Genomic DNA, 15,487 nt, shown 5'->3' on the forward strand with positions numbered 1-15,487 from the left:
TCATGCTGTTATCCCTGCAACCCCGTGGCGAGGCTTCACGGGCCATGCTCTGGTGCTCCCCGCTGCTGGCCGCGCTGCTGACGCTGCTGAGCGGCGCGCTGCTGTTCGCCCTGCTCGGCCATCCACCACTGGAAACCCTCAAGGTGCTGCTGGTCGACCCGCTCGGCGATCTCTACGGCGTCTCCGAACTGTTGGTCAAGGCGCTGCCGATCCTGCTTTGCGCGCTGGGTCTGGCGGTGGTCTACAACGCACGCATCTGGAACATCGGCGCCGAAGGCCAGCTGCTCATCGGTGCCCTGGCCGGCAGCGCGCTGGCGGTCAACATCATCGACTGGGACTCGCGCTGGGCGCTGGTGCTGACGCTGCTGCTCGGCACGCTCGGCGGCGCCGCCTGGGCCGGGCTCTGCGCCTGGCTGAAGACAGCGTTCAACGCCAACGAAATCCTCACCAGCATCATGCTCAACTACATCGCGCTGAACCTGCTGCTGTTCGCCGTGCACGGCCCGCTGAAAGACCCGGAAGGCTTCAACTTCCCCGAGTCCGCGATGTTCGGCGACGCCACCCGGCTGCCCGAGCTGATCGAAGGCCTGCGGGTGCATGCCGGTTTCTACTTCGCCCTGCTGGCGCTGGTGGTGGTCTGGGTGCTGCTGCAGAAGAGCTTTCTCGGCTTCCAGATCAAGGTGCTCGGCCTGGACAGGCGCGCCGCCGGCTTTGTCGGCTTCCGCGACAAGAAGCTGGTGTGGATCGCCCTGCTGATCAGCGGCGGCCTGGCCGGGCTGGCGGGTGTCGCCGAAGTCACCGGGCCGATCGGCCAGCTGGTGCCGCAGGTCTCGCCGGGCTACGGCTATGCGGCGATCACCGTGGCCTTCCTCGGCCGTCTCAACCCCATCGGCATCGTCTTCGCCAGCCTGCTGATGGCGCTGCTCTACCTCGGCGGCGAGAACGCACAGATGGCGGCTAACCTGCCGCAGTCCATCACCCAGCTGTTCCAGGGCATGGTGCTGTTCTTCCTGCTCGCCTGCGACGTGCTGATCCTCTACCGCCCGCGCCTGAAACTGTGGGCACGCAAGCCCCAGCTCGTCAGCGCCAAAGAGGAGCCGGCCACATGATCGTCCGCGCTGCGCTACTTCCCTTTTCACCCGCTGCCTGCCGCTTGAAGTTCGAGGCCTGACCGATGGACATGGATCTGCTGACCAATATCTTCTACGCCATGATCCGCACCGGTACGCCGCTGCTGCTGGTCGCCCTCGGCGAGCTGGTGTGCGAAAAGACCGGCGTACTCAACCTCGGCCAGGAAGGCATGATGCTGTTCGGCGCGGTGATCGGCTTCATCGTCGCCTTCGCCAGCGGCAACCTCTGGCTCGGCGTGCTGTTCGCCTGCCTGGCCGGCGTGCTGCTCTCGCTGCTGTTCGCCATGGTGGCGCTGGGCTTCAACGCCAATCAGGTCGCCACGGGCCTGGCGCTGACCATCTTCGGCGTCGGCCTGTCGTCCTTCGTCGGTGCCAGCTGGGTCGGCAAGCCGCTGGCCGGCTTCGAGCCGGTCGCCATTCCGCTGCTCAGCGAGATCCCCGTGATCGGCCGCATGCTGTTCGCTCAGGATCTACTGGTGTACCTGTCCTTCGCACTGTTCGCCCTGGTGGCCTGGGTGCTGCTGAAAAGCCGCATCGGCCTTATCATCCAGGCCGTCGGCGAAAACCCCAACGCCGCCAGCGCCATGGGCCTGCCGGTGCTGCGCGTGCGCACCCTGGCGGTGATGTTCGGCGGCGCCATGGCCGGGCTTGCCGGCGGCTACATGTCGTTGGCGTACACGCCGATGTGGGCGGAAAACATGACCGCCGGCCGTGGCTGGATCGCCCTGGCCCTGGTGGTGTTCGCCAGCTGGCGGGTGAGCCGCGTCCTGCTCGGCGCCTACCTGTTCGGTCTGGCCAGCATCCTCCACCTGGTGGCCCAGGGTCTGGGCCTGGCGATCCCCGGCAACCTGCTGGCGATGCTGCCGTATGTGGCGACCATTCTGGTGCTGGTGCTGCTGTCGCGGGATGCGATCCGTACGCGGTTGTACGCGCCGGTGTCGCTGGGGCAGCCATGGCAGCCGGGGCATTGATTTGTCGGGCCGGTTGGCTACGCGGAACCAGGCCAGCTGGCGAGTTGCTTGAGAGCTTGGTTTCGCCCTGCTGGGCGGAACCAAGCCTCCAAGCGACTCGGCAATCGCCAACCGTCATCAAGCGAAACCCTCCGCCGCCAGACACACAGGACGCTTAAACGCCCTATATCAATCCAGGGTGTACTCAAACGTACTCACCACCCGCAACCGCTTCCCGATGGTCCGGCCACTGTCCATATCGCTGCCATCGTCATCGATCACCCGAATCACCCCCTGGTTGGCATTCTTCAACCGCCCCAGCGTGGCGCCGGCATCCTCGGCGAAGCGCGTCGCCTGCTCACGGGCGTTGCCGGTGGCGGCCTCGAGCAGCTGCGGCTTGAGCTCGTTGAACCCACGCAGCTGATAGCGCGGCCCGGCAAAGCCATTGACCTCGGTATCCAGCTGCACGCCGGCCTGGATCAGCGGATCGACTGCATTGGCCGCCTTGGCCACGGCATCGACGCGCTCGGACTTGACCAGCACCTGCCCCTGGCCGTTGAAGCGCAGCGCCACATCGCGCGACGCCCATTCGCGGGCCAGCAGGTCCTGCACCTGCAACGGCCGCACTTCCAGCTCCTCGTCGCTGAAGCCCTGCTCGCGGAGGAAGTCCAGCACCCGCTGGCGGTCCTCGCTGAGCCCCTGTTGCACCTCGGCGAACCGATCGCCACCACGGCGAAAGCCCAGCGTCCACACCGCGAAGTCGCTCTTCACGTCCATCTCCGCCAGTCCCTTGACCGTCACCGTGCGGTCGGCCATGCGGAAACGCTCCACGCCCTGCCCCACCGACCAGCCGGCGAAGGCCACCGCCGCGGCGATCAACGCCGCCGGCAGAAATCCGATTCGTGCTGTAGCCACACGCTTCTCCCTGTAGAAAACAACCGGACGCCCATGCTACTCCAGCGCCGCGCGAACGCCAGCGACCGACTGCTCAAGCCCGCCCCAGGCGCTGCAGCGCCTCCAGGCGAAAGGCGATGTTCTGCTCCAGCTCGCTCAGCTCGTGCGTCAGGCGCTCGCGCTGCTGCGCATCGCTGCAGGCCTCGAGCTGCTCACGCAAGGCGGCGCGCCGGGCCAGCAGTTCCACCTCGCGCGGCGGCACGCCGGCACTCTTCAGCACGCTGAACGGCAACCGCAACCCCTGCGGGGTATGCAGCCAGCCCTCGTCGATCTGCAGCGGCTCGCCCTTGTCACGCACGCCGCGCTGCCATTTGGCGATGTCGCGGGCGATGCGTCGCTCGATGTCCTGATCGCTCATGTTCGCTTGCCTCTCTTCTCCCAGCCCGGCCATGAAAACCCGCCGGCCGGCGTTTGTCTGCTACCGGCCAGCGCCAGGAGACGGCTTCAGCCGGGCGGCTCGGCCTGTATGATGCTGCCGTGCTGCTGCGAACTTTAGCCGCACCTTTCTATTCTCTTGCTTGACGTCACCGCCATCGACCCGAGGAGCCGCCCGCCTTGCCCAGCCTGAACCTGCAGATTCTCATCGCGGCCTGCCTGGGTGTGGCCATCGGCTGGCTGACCGGTACGCTGCCGGCCGATGCGCCCGTGCGCGAAGGCGTGCTCTACGCCAGCACCCTGCTTGGCAGCATCTTCATCGGCCTGCTGAAAATGGTGCTGATTCCGCTGATCTTCACCTCCATCGTGGTCGGTGTGGCCAACCTGCAGGCGCATCACCAGGTGCATCGGGTGTGGGGTGGCGCGCTGGTCTACTTCACCCTCACCACCAGTGCGGCGATGCTGGTGGCGCTGGTCGCGGCGAACCTGTTCAAGCCGGGCGCGGGGCTGTCGCTGGACCTGTTCGCCGAGGCGATGAACGACTTCGAGGCGCGCCAGCTGACGCTGCCCGAGTTCTTCCTGCACTTCTTCGCCAACCTGTTCCAGAATCCCTTCGCCGCGCTGGCCAACGGCAGCATCCTGGCCGTCGTGGTGTTCGCCATGTTCATCGGCATCGCCCTGGTGGCCGGCGGCGACCGCTACCGCAATATCCTCGTGGTGCTGCAGGAATTTCTCGAGCTGATGATGCGCATCATCGGCTGGATCATGCGCCTGGCGCCGCTGGGCATCCTCGCCCTGCTGATCAAGCTGGTGGCCGAGCAGGATGTGGCGCTGCTCAGTGCGGTGGGCGGCTTTATCGTGCTGGTGTTCGCCACCACGCTGTTCCACGGCATCGTGGTGCTGCCGGGCATTCTCTTTCTCACGACCGGCAGGTCGCCGCTGTGGTTCTTCCGCGGCACCCGCGAGGCGCTGATCACGGCGTTCGCCACCAGCTCCAGCGCGGCGACGTTGCCGATCTCCCTGCGCTGCGCGGAGGACAACCTCAAGGTGCGACCCGGCATCGCCGGCTTCGTGCTGCCGCTGGGCGCAACCATGAACATGGACGGCACCGCACTCTACGAAGCGGCGGCTGCGCTGTTCGTCGCCAATCTGATGGGTATCGAGCTGAGCTTGGCGCAACAGGCGGTGGTGTTCTTCACCGCGATGATCGCCTCGACCGGCGCGCCGGGAATTCCCAGCGCCGGCATGGTGACCATGGTGATGGTGTTGCAGGCGGTCGGCCTGCCGGCCGAGGCCGTGGCGATCCTGCTGCCGATCGACCGCCTGCTGGATACCGTGCGCACGGCGGTCAACGTCGAGGGCGACATCATTGGCAGTGTGGTGGTGCAGCGTTTCGCCGACCGCGGCTAGCCAGCGGCCAAGGTAGGCCCCCGGCGCAGCATCAGTTCGACGATTCCTTGCGGGTCTTGGCGATCAGCTCCGGGTCGATGCCCCAGCATTCGTCCAGATACCAGTCCTCACCGAACATTTCCGCCGGATGCTGGGTGCGGCCCGCGCCGTTGCCACAGGCCATCGAAGTTGCCGGGCAATAGTGGTCGCAACCCCAGCACACACGTTCGGGGTGGGATGGTTCGAGGGGAAATTTCTTGGCCATTGCGCGTGCCTTTCGGGCGTTGTTGCAGTGGCCACAGGCTAAGCCTCCTCGCCGCCGCCAGACTTGATCATGCTCAAGAACGACCGGTATCGGCGCACAACAACTGTATGCACATACAGATAATGATTGCCTGCCGCGCCGTTTATGCACATGCTTCGCGCCATCGTCCACCGCCTTCACCGCCGCGCATGCAACTGTTCCTCTGCGAAAAACCCTCCCAGGCCCGCGACATCGCCAAGGTGCTCGGCGCCAACCGGCGTGGCGACGGTTGCCTGCAGGGCGCCGGGGTGACGGTGACCTGGTGCATCGGCCATCTGCTGGAAACTGCCCCGCCGGACGCCTATGACCCGCGCTACAAGCGCTGGGTGCTGGCCGACCTGCCGATCGTGCCGGAGCGCTGGAAGATGCTGGTCAAGCCGAAGACCGCGAGCCAGTTCAAGGCGGTCAAGCGCCTGCTCGGCGAATGCAGCGAGCTGGTGATCGCCACCGACGCCGACCGCGAAGGCGAGATGATCGCCCGCGAGCTGGTCGAGCACTGCCGCTACCGCGGGCCCATCCGCCGGCTGTGGCTGTCGGCGCTGGACGATGCCTCGATCCGCAAGGCGCTGGCTGCGCTCAAGCCCGGCGCCGAGACTTTCAACCTCTACCACGCCGCCCTCGGCCGCTCGCGTGCTGACTGGCTGATCGGCATGAACATGAGCCGGCTGTTCACCCTGCTCGGCCGCCAGTCCGGCTACCGCGGCGTGCTGCCGGTGGGCCGCGTGCAGACGCCGACGCTGCGTCTGGTGGTGGACCGCGACCGCAGCATCGCCGATTTCATCCCGGTGCCGTTCTGGGCCATCGACGTGCAGCTGCTCGCCGATAGCGCCGCGTTCACCGCGCAGTGGCAGGCGCCGGACGACCATTGCGATGACCAGGGCCGCTGCCTCGATCAGGCTCGTGCGCAGCAGGCGGCGGACGCCATGCGCAACGCCGCCAGCGCTCGCCTGCTGAAGCTCAAGACCGAGCGGCAGCGCGAAGCGGCACCCTTGCCGTTCGATCTCGGCACGCTGCAGGAAGTCTGCTCGAAGAAGCTCGGCCTCGGCGCCCAGGAAACCCTCGACATCGCCCAGGCGCTGTACGAAACCCACAAACTGATCACCTACCCGCGCAGCGATTGCGGCTACCTGCCGCTGAGCCAGCACGGCGAAGCGCGGGCCATCGTCGCGGCGCTGATGCAGGCCGACCCGACGCTCGCGACGCTGCAGCCGCATCTGGACCTGTCGCGTCGCTCGCGGGCGTGGAACGACGCCAAGGTCGGCGCCCACCACGGCATCGTCCCAACCGCCGCCGCGCGTGGTCTGGAACGCCTGGCCGGGCGCCTGCGTGCGGTGTATGAGCTGATCCGCGCGCGCTACCTGGCGCAGTTCCTGCCCAACCACGAGTACGACCGCACCCAGGCCGACTTCGACTGCGCCGGCCAGGCGCTACGCGCGGTGGGCAAGCGCGTCGTCGAACCGGGCTGGAAACGCGCCATGCCCGAAGCACTGGCGCCGGCACGGGGCAATCGCGAGGCACATGCGCCGCAAAGCCTGCCGGCGCTGCAGCAGGGCCAGGACTATGCCGTGGGCGAGATAACGCTCAAGGACCAGCAGACCCAGCCGCCGAAGCCCTTCACCGAAGGCGACCTGATCAAGGCGATGAAGAACGTGGCCAAGCTGGTGGACGATCCGCGGCTGAAGCAGAAACTCAAGGACACCACCGGCATCGGCACCGAGGCGACCCGCGCCGGGATCATCCAGGGCCTGCTCGACCGCGGCTATCTGGTTCGCCAGGGCAAAGCGCTGGCGGCGACACCGGCGGCGTTCAGCCTGATCGACGCCGTGCCGCGGCCGATCGCCGACCCGGGTACCACGGCGATCTGGGAGCAGGCGCTAGACATGGTGCAGAGCGGCGAAATGCCGTTGGAGGAATTCGTCGCCAAGCAATCGGCGTGGATGAGCAAGCTGGTCGAACGCTGCGCCGGACTGCGCATGACCATCAGCGGCCCGCCGGTGGCCGCCGGCCGCAACGGCAAACCGTGGAAGAAGAAACGCAGCGCCACGCCACGCAGAGGGAGCGGCGCTCGGACGAGAAAACCGCGCGCGGCCGATTGAGCGGGCCGAGTTGACTTGCACCCGTTGGGCGGGCATTAGCCCCTAATAGCCGGCGCTATGCGATCTGCAGCACTTCGTAGCGCTGCAGCTGACCATGGACGCGTAGTTCCACCTCGTCCCCCACCTCGCGGCCGAGCAGCCCCTGACCCAGCGGCGAACGCGCCGTGATGACCAGTATTTCCCGCCCGTCATGCTGCAGCTTCAACCCCGCCGCATCCGGACCGAGAAAGAACCAGCGCTCGGCGCCGTCGTGATCCAGGCAGAGCAGCGCACCGACCCGCACCCTGCCATCGGAGCTGACGCCTGCCTGCAGGTTGCGATAGGCGGCGAGCGCCGTCTCGATCTCATGCAGGCGGCGGCGCTGGCCGTCGGCAAGATAGGCCGCCTCCAGGCCGCGAGTATCGTACTTGTTCTCGGCCTTGCTCTCGGCATGGGTGGCGGCCTCGTGGGTCGCGGCCAGTACCGCCTTGGCCACCTCGCGGTCGGCTTCGAGGGTGGCGATGATCTGCTGTTGAAGGGTGCTCTTGTTCATGGGCGAGGCTTATAGCCCGCCGACGCGCCGAAGGGAATGGCACCGTTGCCCTCCAGCGCCGCGCCGGGCTCGATCACTTCGTCGGCGAGCCAGGGATTGCGGCCCTCGGCGATCCATTCCAGCGACTCGCGCCAGAAGCCATTGCGATGCCGGTCGTGGAACAGGCCGAAATGGCCGATGTGCTCGAAGCCCATCGCGCGAGGATTGAGCTGCACCAGCTGGCGCGGGCTGTTGCGGAAATAGCCGAGCCCGCGGCGCATGGCCGCCGGGGTCGCGAACTCATCGTCGCTGGTGCTTACCGCCAGGATTGGCGCTCGAACCGCACCGAAACGGCTGAACAGCAGCGGATGTTCTTCACGGGGATAGCTGTCTTCCAGTCGCGCACCGCGCTGGGACCACTCCAGCGCGACACCGGCCGGCAGGTCTTCCAGCCAGCCAAGGCGGCGACCGGGAAAGTAGCCGACCAGCCGGGTCATCGCCGGCATCAACAGGTGCCACTTGGCGTACATCTGCAGGCGCCGCTCGGCGGCGTAGTCGCGCCAGTAGGCATACTGCCCGGCGACGTTGAGGTAACGGTCCACCTCACCGGCGGCCTCGGCGAAGCCCGGCATGAAGCCGCCGGCGCTGTGCCCCACGGCCACCAGCAGCCCGTGCGGCTCGCGCTCACGCATGAAGCGCACCGCAGCATCGAAGTCGTACTCGCCCCAGTCGCGCCAGCGCATTTTCATGCTGCGCAGGCGCTGCGGCCTCGACCCGCCGATGCCGCGAAAGTCGTAGGTCAGTGCGGCAAAACCGTGCTCGGTAAGAAAGTTCGCGTAGCGTGCGTAATAGCGCGACAGCACACCGGTGGCGCAACTGATGATCACCGCGCCGCGCTCGGCACCGGCAGGCCGCCAGAGCTGTGCCGCGAGGGTGAAACCGTCCGTGCAGTGCAGGGCAACGGATTCAGGCATGGCAAGGACCTTTCGAATTGTTGTGCTGCCACCTTGCCCGGCGCCGCGGATTTTTGCCATAACCTGCCGGCACCTTGCACCGGGCTGGCAGTCTGTTATTACGGCCGCAGCCCCCAGTGTGACGGCACGGCCGCCCGCCTCGCACGGGCACTCGCGATGACTGTTCCCATGATTTTTGCTGCCCCGACGCCGGCGCCGATGCGCCGTGGCGTCCTGGCGGATCGGAGATGAAGTACATGACCGGCGAACAGCTGATCGTCTTTGGTGTGCTGGCGGCGACGCTGGTGCTGTTTGTCTGGAATCGCTGGCGCTACGACCTGGTCGCCCTCGCGGCATTGCTGGCCTGCGCGCTGACCGGCGTGGTGCCGGCCGAGGAGGTATTCGCCGGCCTGGGGCATCCGGCGGTGATTTCGGTGGCCGCGGTGCTGGTGCTCAGCCGCGGCCTGCTCAATGCCGGCGTGGTGGACAGCGTGGCGCGCCGGCTGATGCAGGTCGGCGAGCGGCCCTGGGCGCAGGTGGCGGCGCTCACCGGGATCGTCGCGCTCAGCTCGGGCTTCATGAACAACGTCGGCGCGCTGGCGCTGTTCATGCCGGTGGCGATCTGGATGTCGCGTCAGAGCGGCCGTTCGCCATCCTACCTGCTGATGCCGCTGGCGTTCGGCTCGCTGCTCGGCGGCACCCTGACGCTGATCGGCACGCCGCCCAACCTGATCATCGCCGGCTATCGCGCCGAAGCCGGCGAGGCGCCGTTCGGCATGTTCGCCTTTTTGCCGGTGGGCGCGGCGGTGACGGTGGCCGGCGTGCTGTTCATCGCCCTGCTCGGCTGGCGACTGGTACCCCGGCGCCAGGAGCAGGAAGGCAACGGTGATCTGTTCGAGATCAGCGCCTACCTCACCGAAGTGCGCGTGCCGGAAGACTGCAAGTACGCCGGGCGCACGCTGCACGCGCTGATCGGCGCGGTGCAGGATGAAGCCGATGTGCAGGTTATCGCGCTGATTCGCGGCGACGAGCGCCAGCGCATGCCGTCGACCTACGAGGTGCTGCGCGAAGGCGACATCCTGCTGGTGGAGGCCGACTCCGACAGTCTGAAGGCGCTGCTGGATGTCACCGGCGTCGAGCTGGCGGCCGATGTCGAGGAGCAGGAGAACAAGGCCCGCGACGAGCAGGAGGCCGCCGAGCAGGCCGTCGAGCAAGAGAAGGCCGAGAAGAACCACAAGAGCCGGCACGGCGAACTGACCCTGGCCGAGGCCATCGTCTCGCCGGGTTCCATGCTGGTGGGCACCAGCGCCAGCGGCCTCGACCTGCGCGAGCGCCACGGCGTCAACGTGCTGGCCGTGGCTCGCCAGGGCCAGCGCTTGCGCCAGCGCCTGGGCGAGATTCGCTTCGCCGCCGGTGACATCCTCCTGCTGCAGGCCCGCGAGGATGCCCTGCAGTCGAGCCTGAACAGCCTGGGCTGCCTGCCGCTGGCGTCGCGCGGACTGAGCATCACCACCCCGCGCAACGTGATGCTGGCCAGCGCCATCTTCGCCATCACCCTGGCGAGCATCGCCTTCGGCCTGCTGCCGGCCGCCACCGCACTGGTTACCGGCGCGCTGGTGATGATCCTGGTCGGGCTGATTCCGCTGGGGCGCATCTACGAGAGCATCGACATGCCGGTGATCGTGCTGGTGGCAGCGATGCTGCCGGTGGGCCAGGCGCTGGAAACCACGGGCGGCTCGCAACTGATCGCCGATGCCCTGCTGGAGCTGGGGCAGTCGTTGCCGGCGGCGGCGACCCTGGCGCTGCTGATGGTGGCGGTGATGCTGATCTCCAACGTGGTCAACAATGCCGCCGCTGCGGTGCTCGCGGCGCCGGTGGCGATCAGCCTGGCGCGCGGCATGGACGCCTCGGTCGACCCCTTCCTGATCGCGGTGGCGATCGGTGCCTCCTGCGCCTTCCTGACCCCCATCGGCCACCAGTCCAACACCCTGGTGATGGCGCCCGGCGGCTACCGTTTCGGCGACTACTGGCGGCTGGGACTGCCATTGTCGATTCTGGTGGTGCTTTGCGCGGTGCCGGCGATTCTCTGGATCTGGCCACTCTGAACCGCAATGACGGCACCGGACGGTGCCGTTGCAGCTCGCCGGTCAGCCGGCCTTGAAGCGGCTGACGTTGTCCAGCAGGGTGCCGGCCAGTTCGCTCAGGCGGCTGGCGGTGTGGTGGTTGCTGCCCACCGCCTCGCCGTTTTCCTCGGCCATGCGGGCGATGGTGGTCACCTTCTGCGCGATCTCGGCGGAAGCCGCGCTCTGCTCGCGCAACGCGTTGGAAATCTCTGCCACGGTGAACAGCACCTGATTGGCCGCCTCGCGGATGCCGCCCATGGCTTCGCCGGCGCGCTGGGCCCGGGCGACGCCCTCGTTGACCTTGGCCACGCCCTGCTCCATGCCCTGCACCGCCCCTTCGGTGCCTTCCTGAATCGCCGCGACCATCTGTGCGATCTCCTTGGTGGAGTTGGCGGTGCGCTCGGCCAGCTTGCGCACCTCATCGGCCACCACGGCGAAACCTCGGCCTTGGTCGCCGGCACGGGCAGCTTCGATCGCCGCATTGAGCGCCAGCAGGTTGGTCTGCGCGGCGATGTCGCCGATCACCCCGACGATCGCGGAAATCTGCCCGGAGCGCTCGCCGAGCTCGGCGACGGTACGCGCCGAATCACTCACCGAGACGGCGATCTGGCTGATCTCCTCGACCACTGCGGCAACGATCTCGCCGCCCTGGCGCGACAGCTCGCCGGAACGATGGGCCAGCGCGTCGGCCTCGCCGGCATTGCGCGCGATACTCTCGATGCCGACCGTCATCTGCTCCACCGCCGCGGCCATGCTCGATGCCGCATCGCTCTGGCACTGGGATGCCACATGAATCTGCCCCGAGGCGGTCGCCAGGCTGCGCGCGGAATCGGCCACATGGTCGGAGTTGCTCTTGATGCTGCCGATCAGCGCGCGCATGGCGCCGGCCATGTCGTTGAAACTGCCGGCCACGTAACGCAGCTCGTCGCGTGCCGCCAGCTCGATTGTGGCGGTGAGATCGCCGGCGGCGAGGCGTTCGCTGCCCTCGCGCAGGCTGCGGATGCTGGTCATTACCGACAGGTAGGCGCCCACCGACAGGTAGCCGATCACCGCCAGCACCACCAGCAGCACGGCGAGGTTGCCGTGCAACATCTGCCGGGCGTCATCGATGCGCTGTTGCAGCAGCTGATCCAGGTTCGGCAGCAGCACGTCGTACATCTGTGTGTAGGCAATGCCGATCGCCTCGGTGGTCATGTCGAAGAACTGCGCGGATGAGGTGCTGGTGAAATCGCCGCGCAGCACCATGCCCTGCACCACCCGGTCGACCGCCTCGCCACGCTCGCGCAGCGTCGCCATTGCCCGCTGGAGCTGTACTTGCAGCTCCGGACGCTGAGCGATGACCTTCTCCATGCTGCGTTCCATCTCCACCGTGGCCGAGCGGATTTCCTCGGTGATGACGATCAGCGCGGTACGCTGCTCGTCGCTGATCGCGCCCTTGGCCAGCATCGCCGAGGCGCTGCCGCGCAGGCGGCCGAGCCGCTCGATCAGAAACGGCAGGCGGCTGACCGCCGTGGTCATCAGGTAGTAGGTCTGCGGCTCCGGATCGAAGGTCAGGCCGTAGGCGTCCGACAGCAGCGTCTGGAAGTTCAGCAACTGGCCGATCAGCGCGGTGTGCGCCTGGTAGCTCTGTGCCTGCGACCAGCCCTTGACGTCCCGCTTGATCTCGTCCCAGCCGCGACCGATGTCCTGCCATTCGCGCATGCTGCGCTTGTCGTCGGCCAGCACACGGTTCAGCTCCGCCGTCGCGCCATCGACATTGGCCTGCAGCGCGCTTCGGCGATCGGCCATGCCCAATTTACCGCCCAGCAGCATCGCAGACACGCCGCGGTGCTGCTGGGTCAGTTCCACCAGTTTGGATAACGGTCGCGCCAGAGCGGAAGCCACCAGTTCGTTCTCGGCGCGCTCGATGGTGCGGTTGAGCTGGCTGGCGATGGTCCACATCAGGCTGGCAAAGGCGAGGAACACCAAGAGCCCGATCAGGGCGAACTTGCTCGGATAATTGAGCCGGTTCATCAGCAGTTCGGCGGGGGAAAACACGAGTTTCATGGGGTTGTCCTGGTCGATACGAGATGCCTCTCGAAGCCGGCCGAGTCGCCCGCTCGAGGCAGGGCTAACTGGATGATCGGAACGAGATGAGACTTGGCGCGCAAAATACGGAGGCGACCTCTCGGTCACCCTGACCAAAGTCAAGATCGAGGGTTAAAAAACCGGCGTCAGCCAACCGTCCATCCAATTATCCGATTCCGCGCCTCGGACCCGCACGCCGCCCTCCCCAGGGTCGAACTCCGGCGCGCCGATGCAATCCCACCACCCTGTGATCTCCTTCTTTGGCAGTCGGGCTTTACCTGAGCCCGCAAGCGTGAATAATGCCGCCCCTTTCGACGTGACGAGGTATCCATGACGGCGCCAGCCACCGCAGCGACTCCGCCCCTTTCCGCCCGAGCCGTGCTGCTGATCGAACTGGCCCTGGCCATGGGCGGTTTTGCCATCGGCACCGGCGAGTTCGCCATCATGGGCCTGATGCCCAATGTGGCCGAGGGCCTTGGCATCAGCGAACCCCAGGTGGGCAACGTGATCAGTACCTACGCGCTGGGCGTGGTGGTGGGTGCGCCGCTGCTGGCGATCCTCGGCTCGCGGCTGTACCGCCTGCACCTGCTGCTGTTGCTGATGGGCTTCTTCGCCCTAGGCAACTTCGCCAGTGCCCTGGCGCCCGACTACCCGACCCTGATGATCGCCCGCTTCGTCACCGGCCTGCCCCACGGTGCCTATTTCGGTGTGGCAATGCTGGTGGCCGCCTCCATGGTGCCGCCGGACAAGCGCGCCCAGGCCGTGGCGCGGGTGCTGATGGGCCTGACAGTGGCGATCCTGATCGGCAACCCGCTGGCCACCTGGCTCGGGCAGTGGCTGAGCTGGCGCTACGCGTTCGCCCTGGTCGGCGCCATCGCCCTGCTGACGGTGCTGCTGGTGGCGCTGTTCCTGCCGCTCAACCGCGACGAGCCGCGAAACAGCCCGCTGCACGAGATCCGCGCCTTCAATCGGCCGCAGGTCTGGCTGGCCCTGGCGATCAGCTCCATCGGCTTCGCCGGCATGTTCTGCGTGTTCAGCTACATGGCGCCGACCCTGCTGGAAGTCACCGGCGTCAATGCCGGCTGGATTCCCTTCGCCCTGGCCGCCTTCGGCCTCGGCGGCATCGTCGGCAACGTGTTCGGCGGCTGGCTGTTCGATCGCCTGCGTTTCCAGGCGGTCGCCTGGCTCCTGCTGTGGAGCGCCCTGGTGCTGCTGGTGTTTCCGCTGGCCGCGCACTCGGTGTGGACGATCTTTCCGGCGGTATTCGCCGTGGGCACCATGGTCTCGCTGTCACCGGCCCTGCAGACCCATCTGATGGACGTCGCGGCGGATGCCCAGACCCTGGCGGCAGCCTCCAACCATGCCGCCTTCAACATCGCCAACGCCTTGGGACCCTGGCTCGGCGGTCTGGCGATCACCGCCGGACTCGGCTGGACCTCCACCGGTTATATCGGCGCCGCGACGGCCGTAGGCGGCCTGCTGGTGTTCGCCTGGGCCTGGAAGGTGCAACGCAGCGAGCAGGAGGCCGACGCCCGCAGCGCCGCCTGCTGTTCCTGATGCCGAACCTCGCCTGGCGAGCGGCCTCCAGGCTGGCGCGCAACATGCAGTAAATCAGTGCTGCGACGACCCGTCTTGCAGATCGTCCGGCAAGCGGGTCCCATCTATGGCTTTCTGATCGTCGAGGTGAACGCCCTTGCAGCGTTTCTTCCTGTTCCGCAGCAAAGCCCGCCGGCTCTGCCTGTTGCTGGTTGCCATGATCGCCGTTGGCCTGCCGGTCGGCTGTTCGGTGCTCGCGCAGAAGGAACGCGAACTGGTATTTCGCATCGAGCCGGGCAACGCGTCCTGGTTCAGCGGCCTGCCCCGCGGCGTCGAAGAACTGCAGCTGACGCACTCGACCTTCGGCAACCAGCAGAACATCCACGCCTGGTGGTGGCCGGCGGCCGATGCCGATGCTCCCGCGCTGCTCTACCTGCACGGTGTGCGCTGGAACCTCACCGGCCATCTGTTCCGTCTCGAGCAGCTGCGCAACCTGGGGTTCTCGGTGCTGGCCATCGACTACCGCGGCTTCGGCCAGAGCCTGGGCGAGCTGCCGTCCGAACGCAGTGTCTACGCCGACGCACGGGTCGGCTGGGAACGTCTGAAGGCGCTGCAACCGGACCCGGACAAACGCTTCATCTACGGCCACTCCCTTGGCGGCGCGGTGGCCGTGGACCTCGCTGCCGAGCTTGGCGAACAGGCCGAGCGCGGCGACAGCCCGCCGCAAGCGCGGGCGCTGATCATCGAATCGACCTTCACCTCGCTGGCCGACGTGGCGACGGTGGTTTCCGACACCACGCTGCCGGTGCGCTGGCTGCTGTCGCAGAAATTCGACTCGATCGACAAGATCGACCGCATCGGCATGCCGCTGCTGGTGGTACACGGCACTGATGACCGCTACGTGCCGGCACGCTTCAGCGAACAGCTCTACCAAGCCGCACGCCCGCCCAAGGAGCTGCTGCTGGTGGAGGGCGCCACGCACAACAACAGCCTGCGCGTAGCACCCAGCGCCTACGCCAGGGCACTGCAGGCGTTGCTCAAGTCCGCCAGTCAGCCGTCGGTGGAGATCTCCAGCCGCGATTAGATTCGGCAGCAATAC

General features: G+C 67.2%; 13 protein-coding genes. 7 read left to right on the top strand and 6 right to left on the bottom strand.

The window, feature by feature from the left end:
• Window positions 1–2 precede the first annotated feature (2 nt).
• Both ACVRRC_RS12780 and ACVRRC_RS12785 read left to right on the top strand, forming a co-directional pair.
• Window positions 3–1,109 carry an ABC transporter permease gene (locus ACVRRC_RS12780; RefSeq protein ID WP_014597323.1) on the top strand — a complete coding sequence of 369 codons (1,107 nt, stop codon included), beginning with the start codon at window positions 3–5 and terminating at the stop codon, window positions 1,107–1,109.
• 65 nt (window positions 1,110–1,174) lie between these two features.
• The gene (locus ACVRRC_RS12785; RefSeq protein ID WP_017245832.1) at window positions 1,175–2,101 is read left to right on the top strand and encodes an ABC transporter permease; all 927 of its coding nucleotides are present in this window, start codon (window positions 1,175–1,177) and stop codon (window positions 2,099–2,101) included.
• 168 nt (window positions 2,102–2,269) lie between these two features.
• On the opposite strand, the gene ACVRRC_RS12790 is transcribed toward ACVRRC_RS12785, so the two are convergent.
• Both ACVRRC_RS12790 and ACVRRC_RS12795 read right to left on the bottom strand, forming a co-directional pair.
• The gene (locus ACVRRC_RS12790) at window positions 2,270–2,995 is read right to left on the bottom strand and encodes an SIMPL domain-containing protein (protein WP_013983535.1); all 726 of its coding nucleotides are present in this window, start codon (window positions 2,993–2,995) and stop codon (window positions 2,270–2,272) included.
• Window positions 2,996–3,068: 73 nt separating this feature from the next.
• The gene (locus tag ACVRRC_RS12795) at window positions 3,069–3,392 is read right to left on the bottom strand and encodes a hypothetical protein (RefSeq protein WP_048329634.1); all 324 of its coding nucleotides are present in this window, start codon (window positions 3,390–3,392) and stop codon (window positions 3,069–3,071) included.
• A 197-nt stretch (window positions 3,393–3,589) separates the two neighbouring features.
• Between ACVRRC_RS12795 and ACVRRC_RS12800 the strand changes: the two genes are divergently transcribed.
• Complete coding sequence (locus tag ACVRRC_RS12800; protein ID WP_048329635.1) at window positions 3,590–4,819, top strand: dicarboxylate/amino acid:cation symporter; 1,230 nt, start codon at window positions 3,590–3,592, stop codon at window positions 4,817–4,819.
• A gap of 31 nt (window positions 4,820–4,850) precedes the next feature.
• Here ACVRRC_RS12800 and ACVRRC_RS12805 read toward each other — a convergent pair whose 3' ends face one another.
• The gene (locus ACVRRC_RS12805) at window positions 4,851–5,063 is read right to left on the bottom strand and encodes a DUF3079 domain-containing protein (protein WP_048329636.1); all 213 of its coding nucleotides are present in this window, start codon (window positions 5,061–5,063) and stop codon (window positions 4,851–4,853) included.
• Window positions 5,064–5,251: 188 nt separating this feature from the next.
• On the opposite strand from ACVRRC_RS12805, the gene ACVRRC_RS12810 reads away from it, so the two are divergent.
• The gene (locus ACVRRC_RS12810; protein ID WP_048329637.1) at window positions 5,252–7,198 is read left to right on the top strand and encodes a DNA topoisomerase III; all 1,947 of its coding nucleotides are present in this window, start codon (window positions 5,252–5,254) and stop codon (window positions 7,196–7,198) included.
• A gap of 55 nt (window positions 7,199–7,253) precedes the next feature.
• On the opposite strand, the gene ACVRRC_RS12815 is transcribed toward ACVRRC_RS12810, so the two are convergent.
• Window positions 7,254–7,730 carry a GreA/GreB family elongation factor gene (locus ACVRRC_RS12815; protein ID WP_048329638.1) on the bottom strand — a complete coding sequence of 159 codons (477 nt, stop codon included), beginning with the start codon at window positions 7,728–7,730 and terminating at the stop codon, window positions 7,254–7,256.
• Window positions 7,727–8,683, bottom strand: a complete 957-nt coding sequence (locus ACVRRC_RS12820) for an alpha/beta hydrolase family protein (protein WP_048329639.1) — start codon at window positions 8,681–8,683, stop codon at window positions 7,727–7,729. The genes ACVRRC_RS12815 and ACVRRC_RS12820 overlap by 4 nt, the downstream gene beginning before the upstream one ends.
• 236 nt (window positions 8,684–8,919) lie before the next feature.
• Between ACVRRC_RS12820 and ACVRRC_RS12825 the strand changes: the two genes are divergently transcribed.
• A complete protein-coding gene (locus ACVRRC_RS12825; RefSeq protein WP_472997155.1) occupies window positions 8,920–10,767 on the top strand; it encodes an SLC13 family permease in 1,848 nt (615 codons plus the stop codon).
• A 42-nt stretch (window positions 10,768–10,809) separates the two neighbouring features.
• Here the strand turns inward: ACVRRC_RS12825 and ACVRRC_RS12830 are convergent, their stop codons facing one another.
• On the bottom strand, window positions 10,810–12,831 hold the full coding sequence (locus ACVRRC_RS12830; RefSeq protein ID WP_048329640.1) for a methyl-accepting chemotaxis protein: 2,022 nt from the start codon (window positions 12,829–12,831) through the stop codon (window positions 10,810–10,812).
• Window positions 12,832–13,182: 351 nt separating this feature from the next.
• Here ACVRRC_RS12830 and ACVRRC_RS12835 point away from each other — a divergent pair, with 351 nt between their 5' ends.
• Both ACVRRC_RS12835 and ACVRRC_RS12840 read left to right on the top strand, forming a co-directional pair.
• Complete coding sequence (locus ACVRRC_RS12835) at window positions 13,183–14,409, top strand: MFS transporter (protein ID WP_048329641.1); 1,227 nt, start codon at window positions 13,183–13,185, stop codon at window positions 14,407–14,409.
• Window positions 14,410–14,545: 136 nt separating this feature from the next.
• Window positions 14,546–15,472 carry an alpha/beta hydrolase gene (locus ACVRRC_RS12840; RefSeq protein WP_011914020.1) on the top strand — a complete coding sequence of 309 codons (927 nt, stop codon included), beginning with the start codon at window positions 14,546–14,548 and terminating at the stop codon, window positions 15,470–15,472.
• Window positions 15,473–15,487 lie beyond the last annotated feature (15 nt).

The sequence above is a fragment of the Stutzerimonas sp. LR2 genome, from assembly GCF_055755175.1.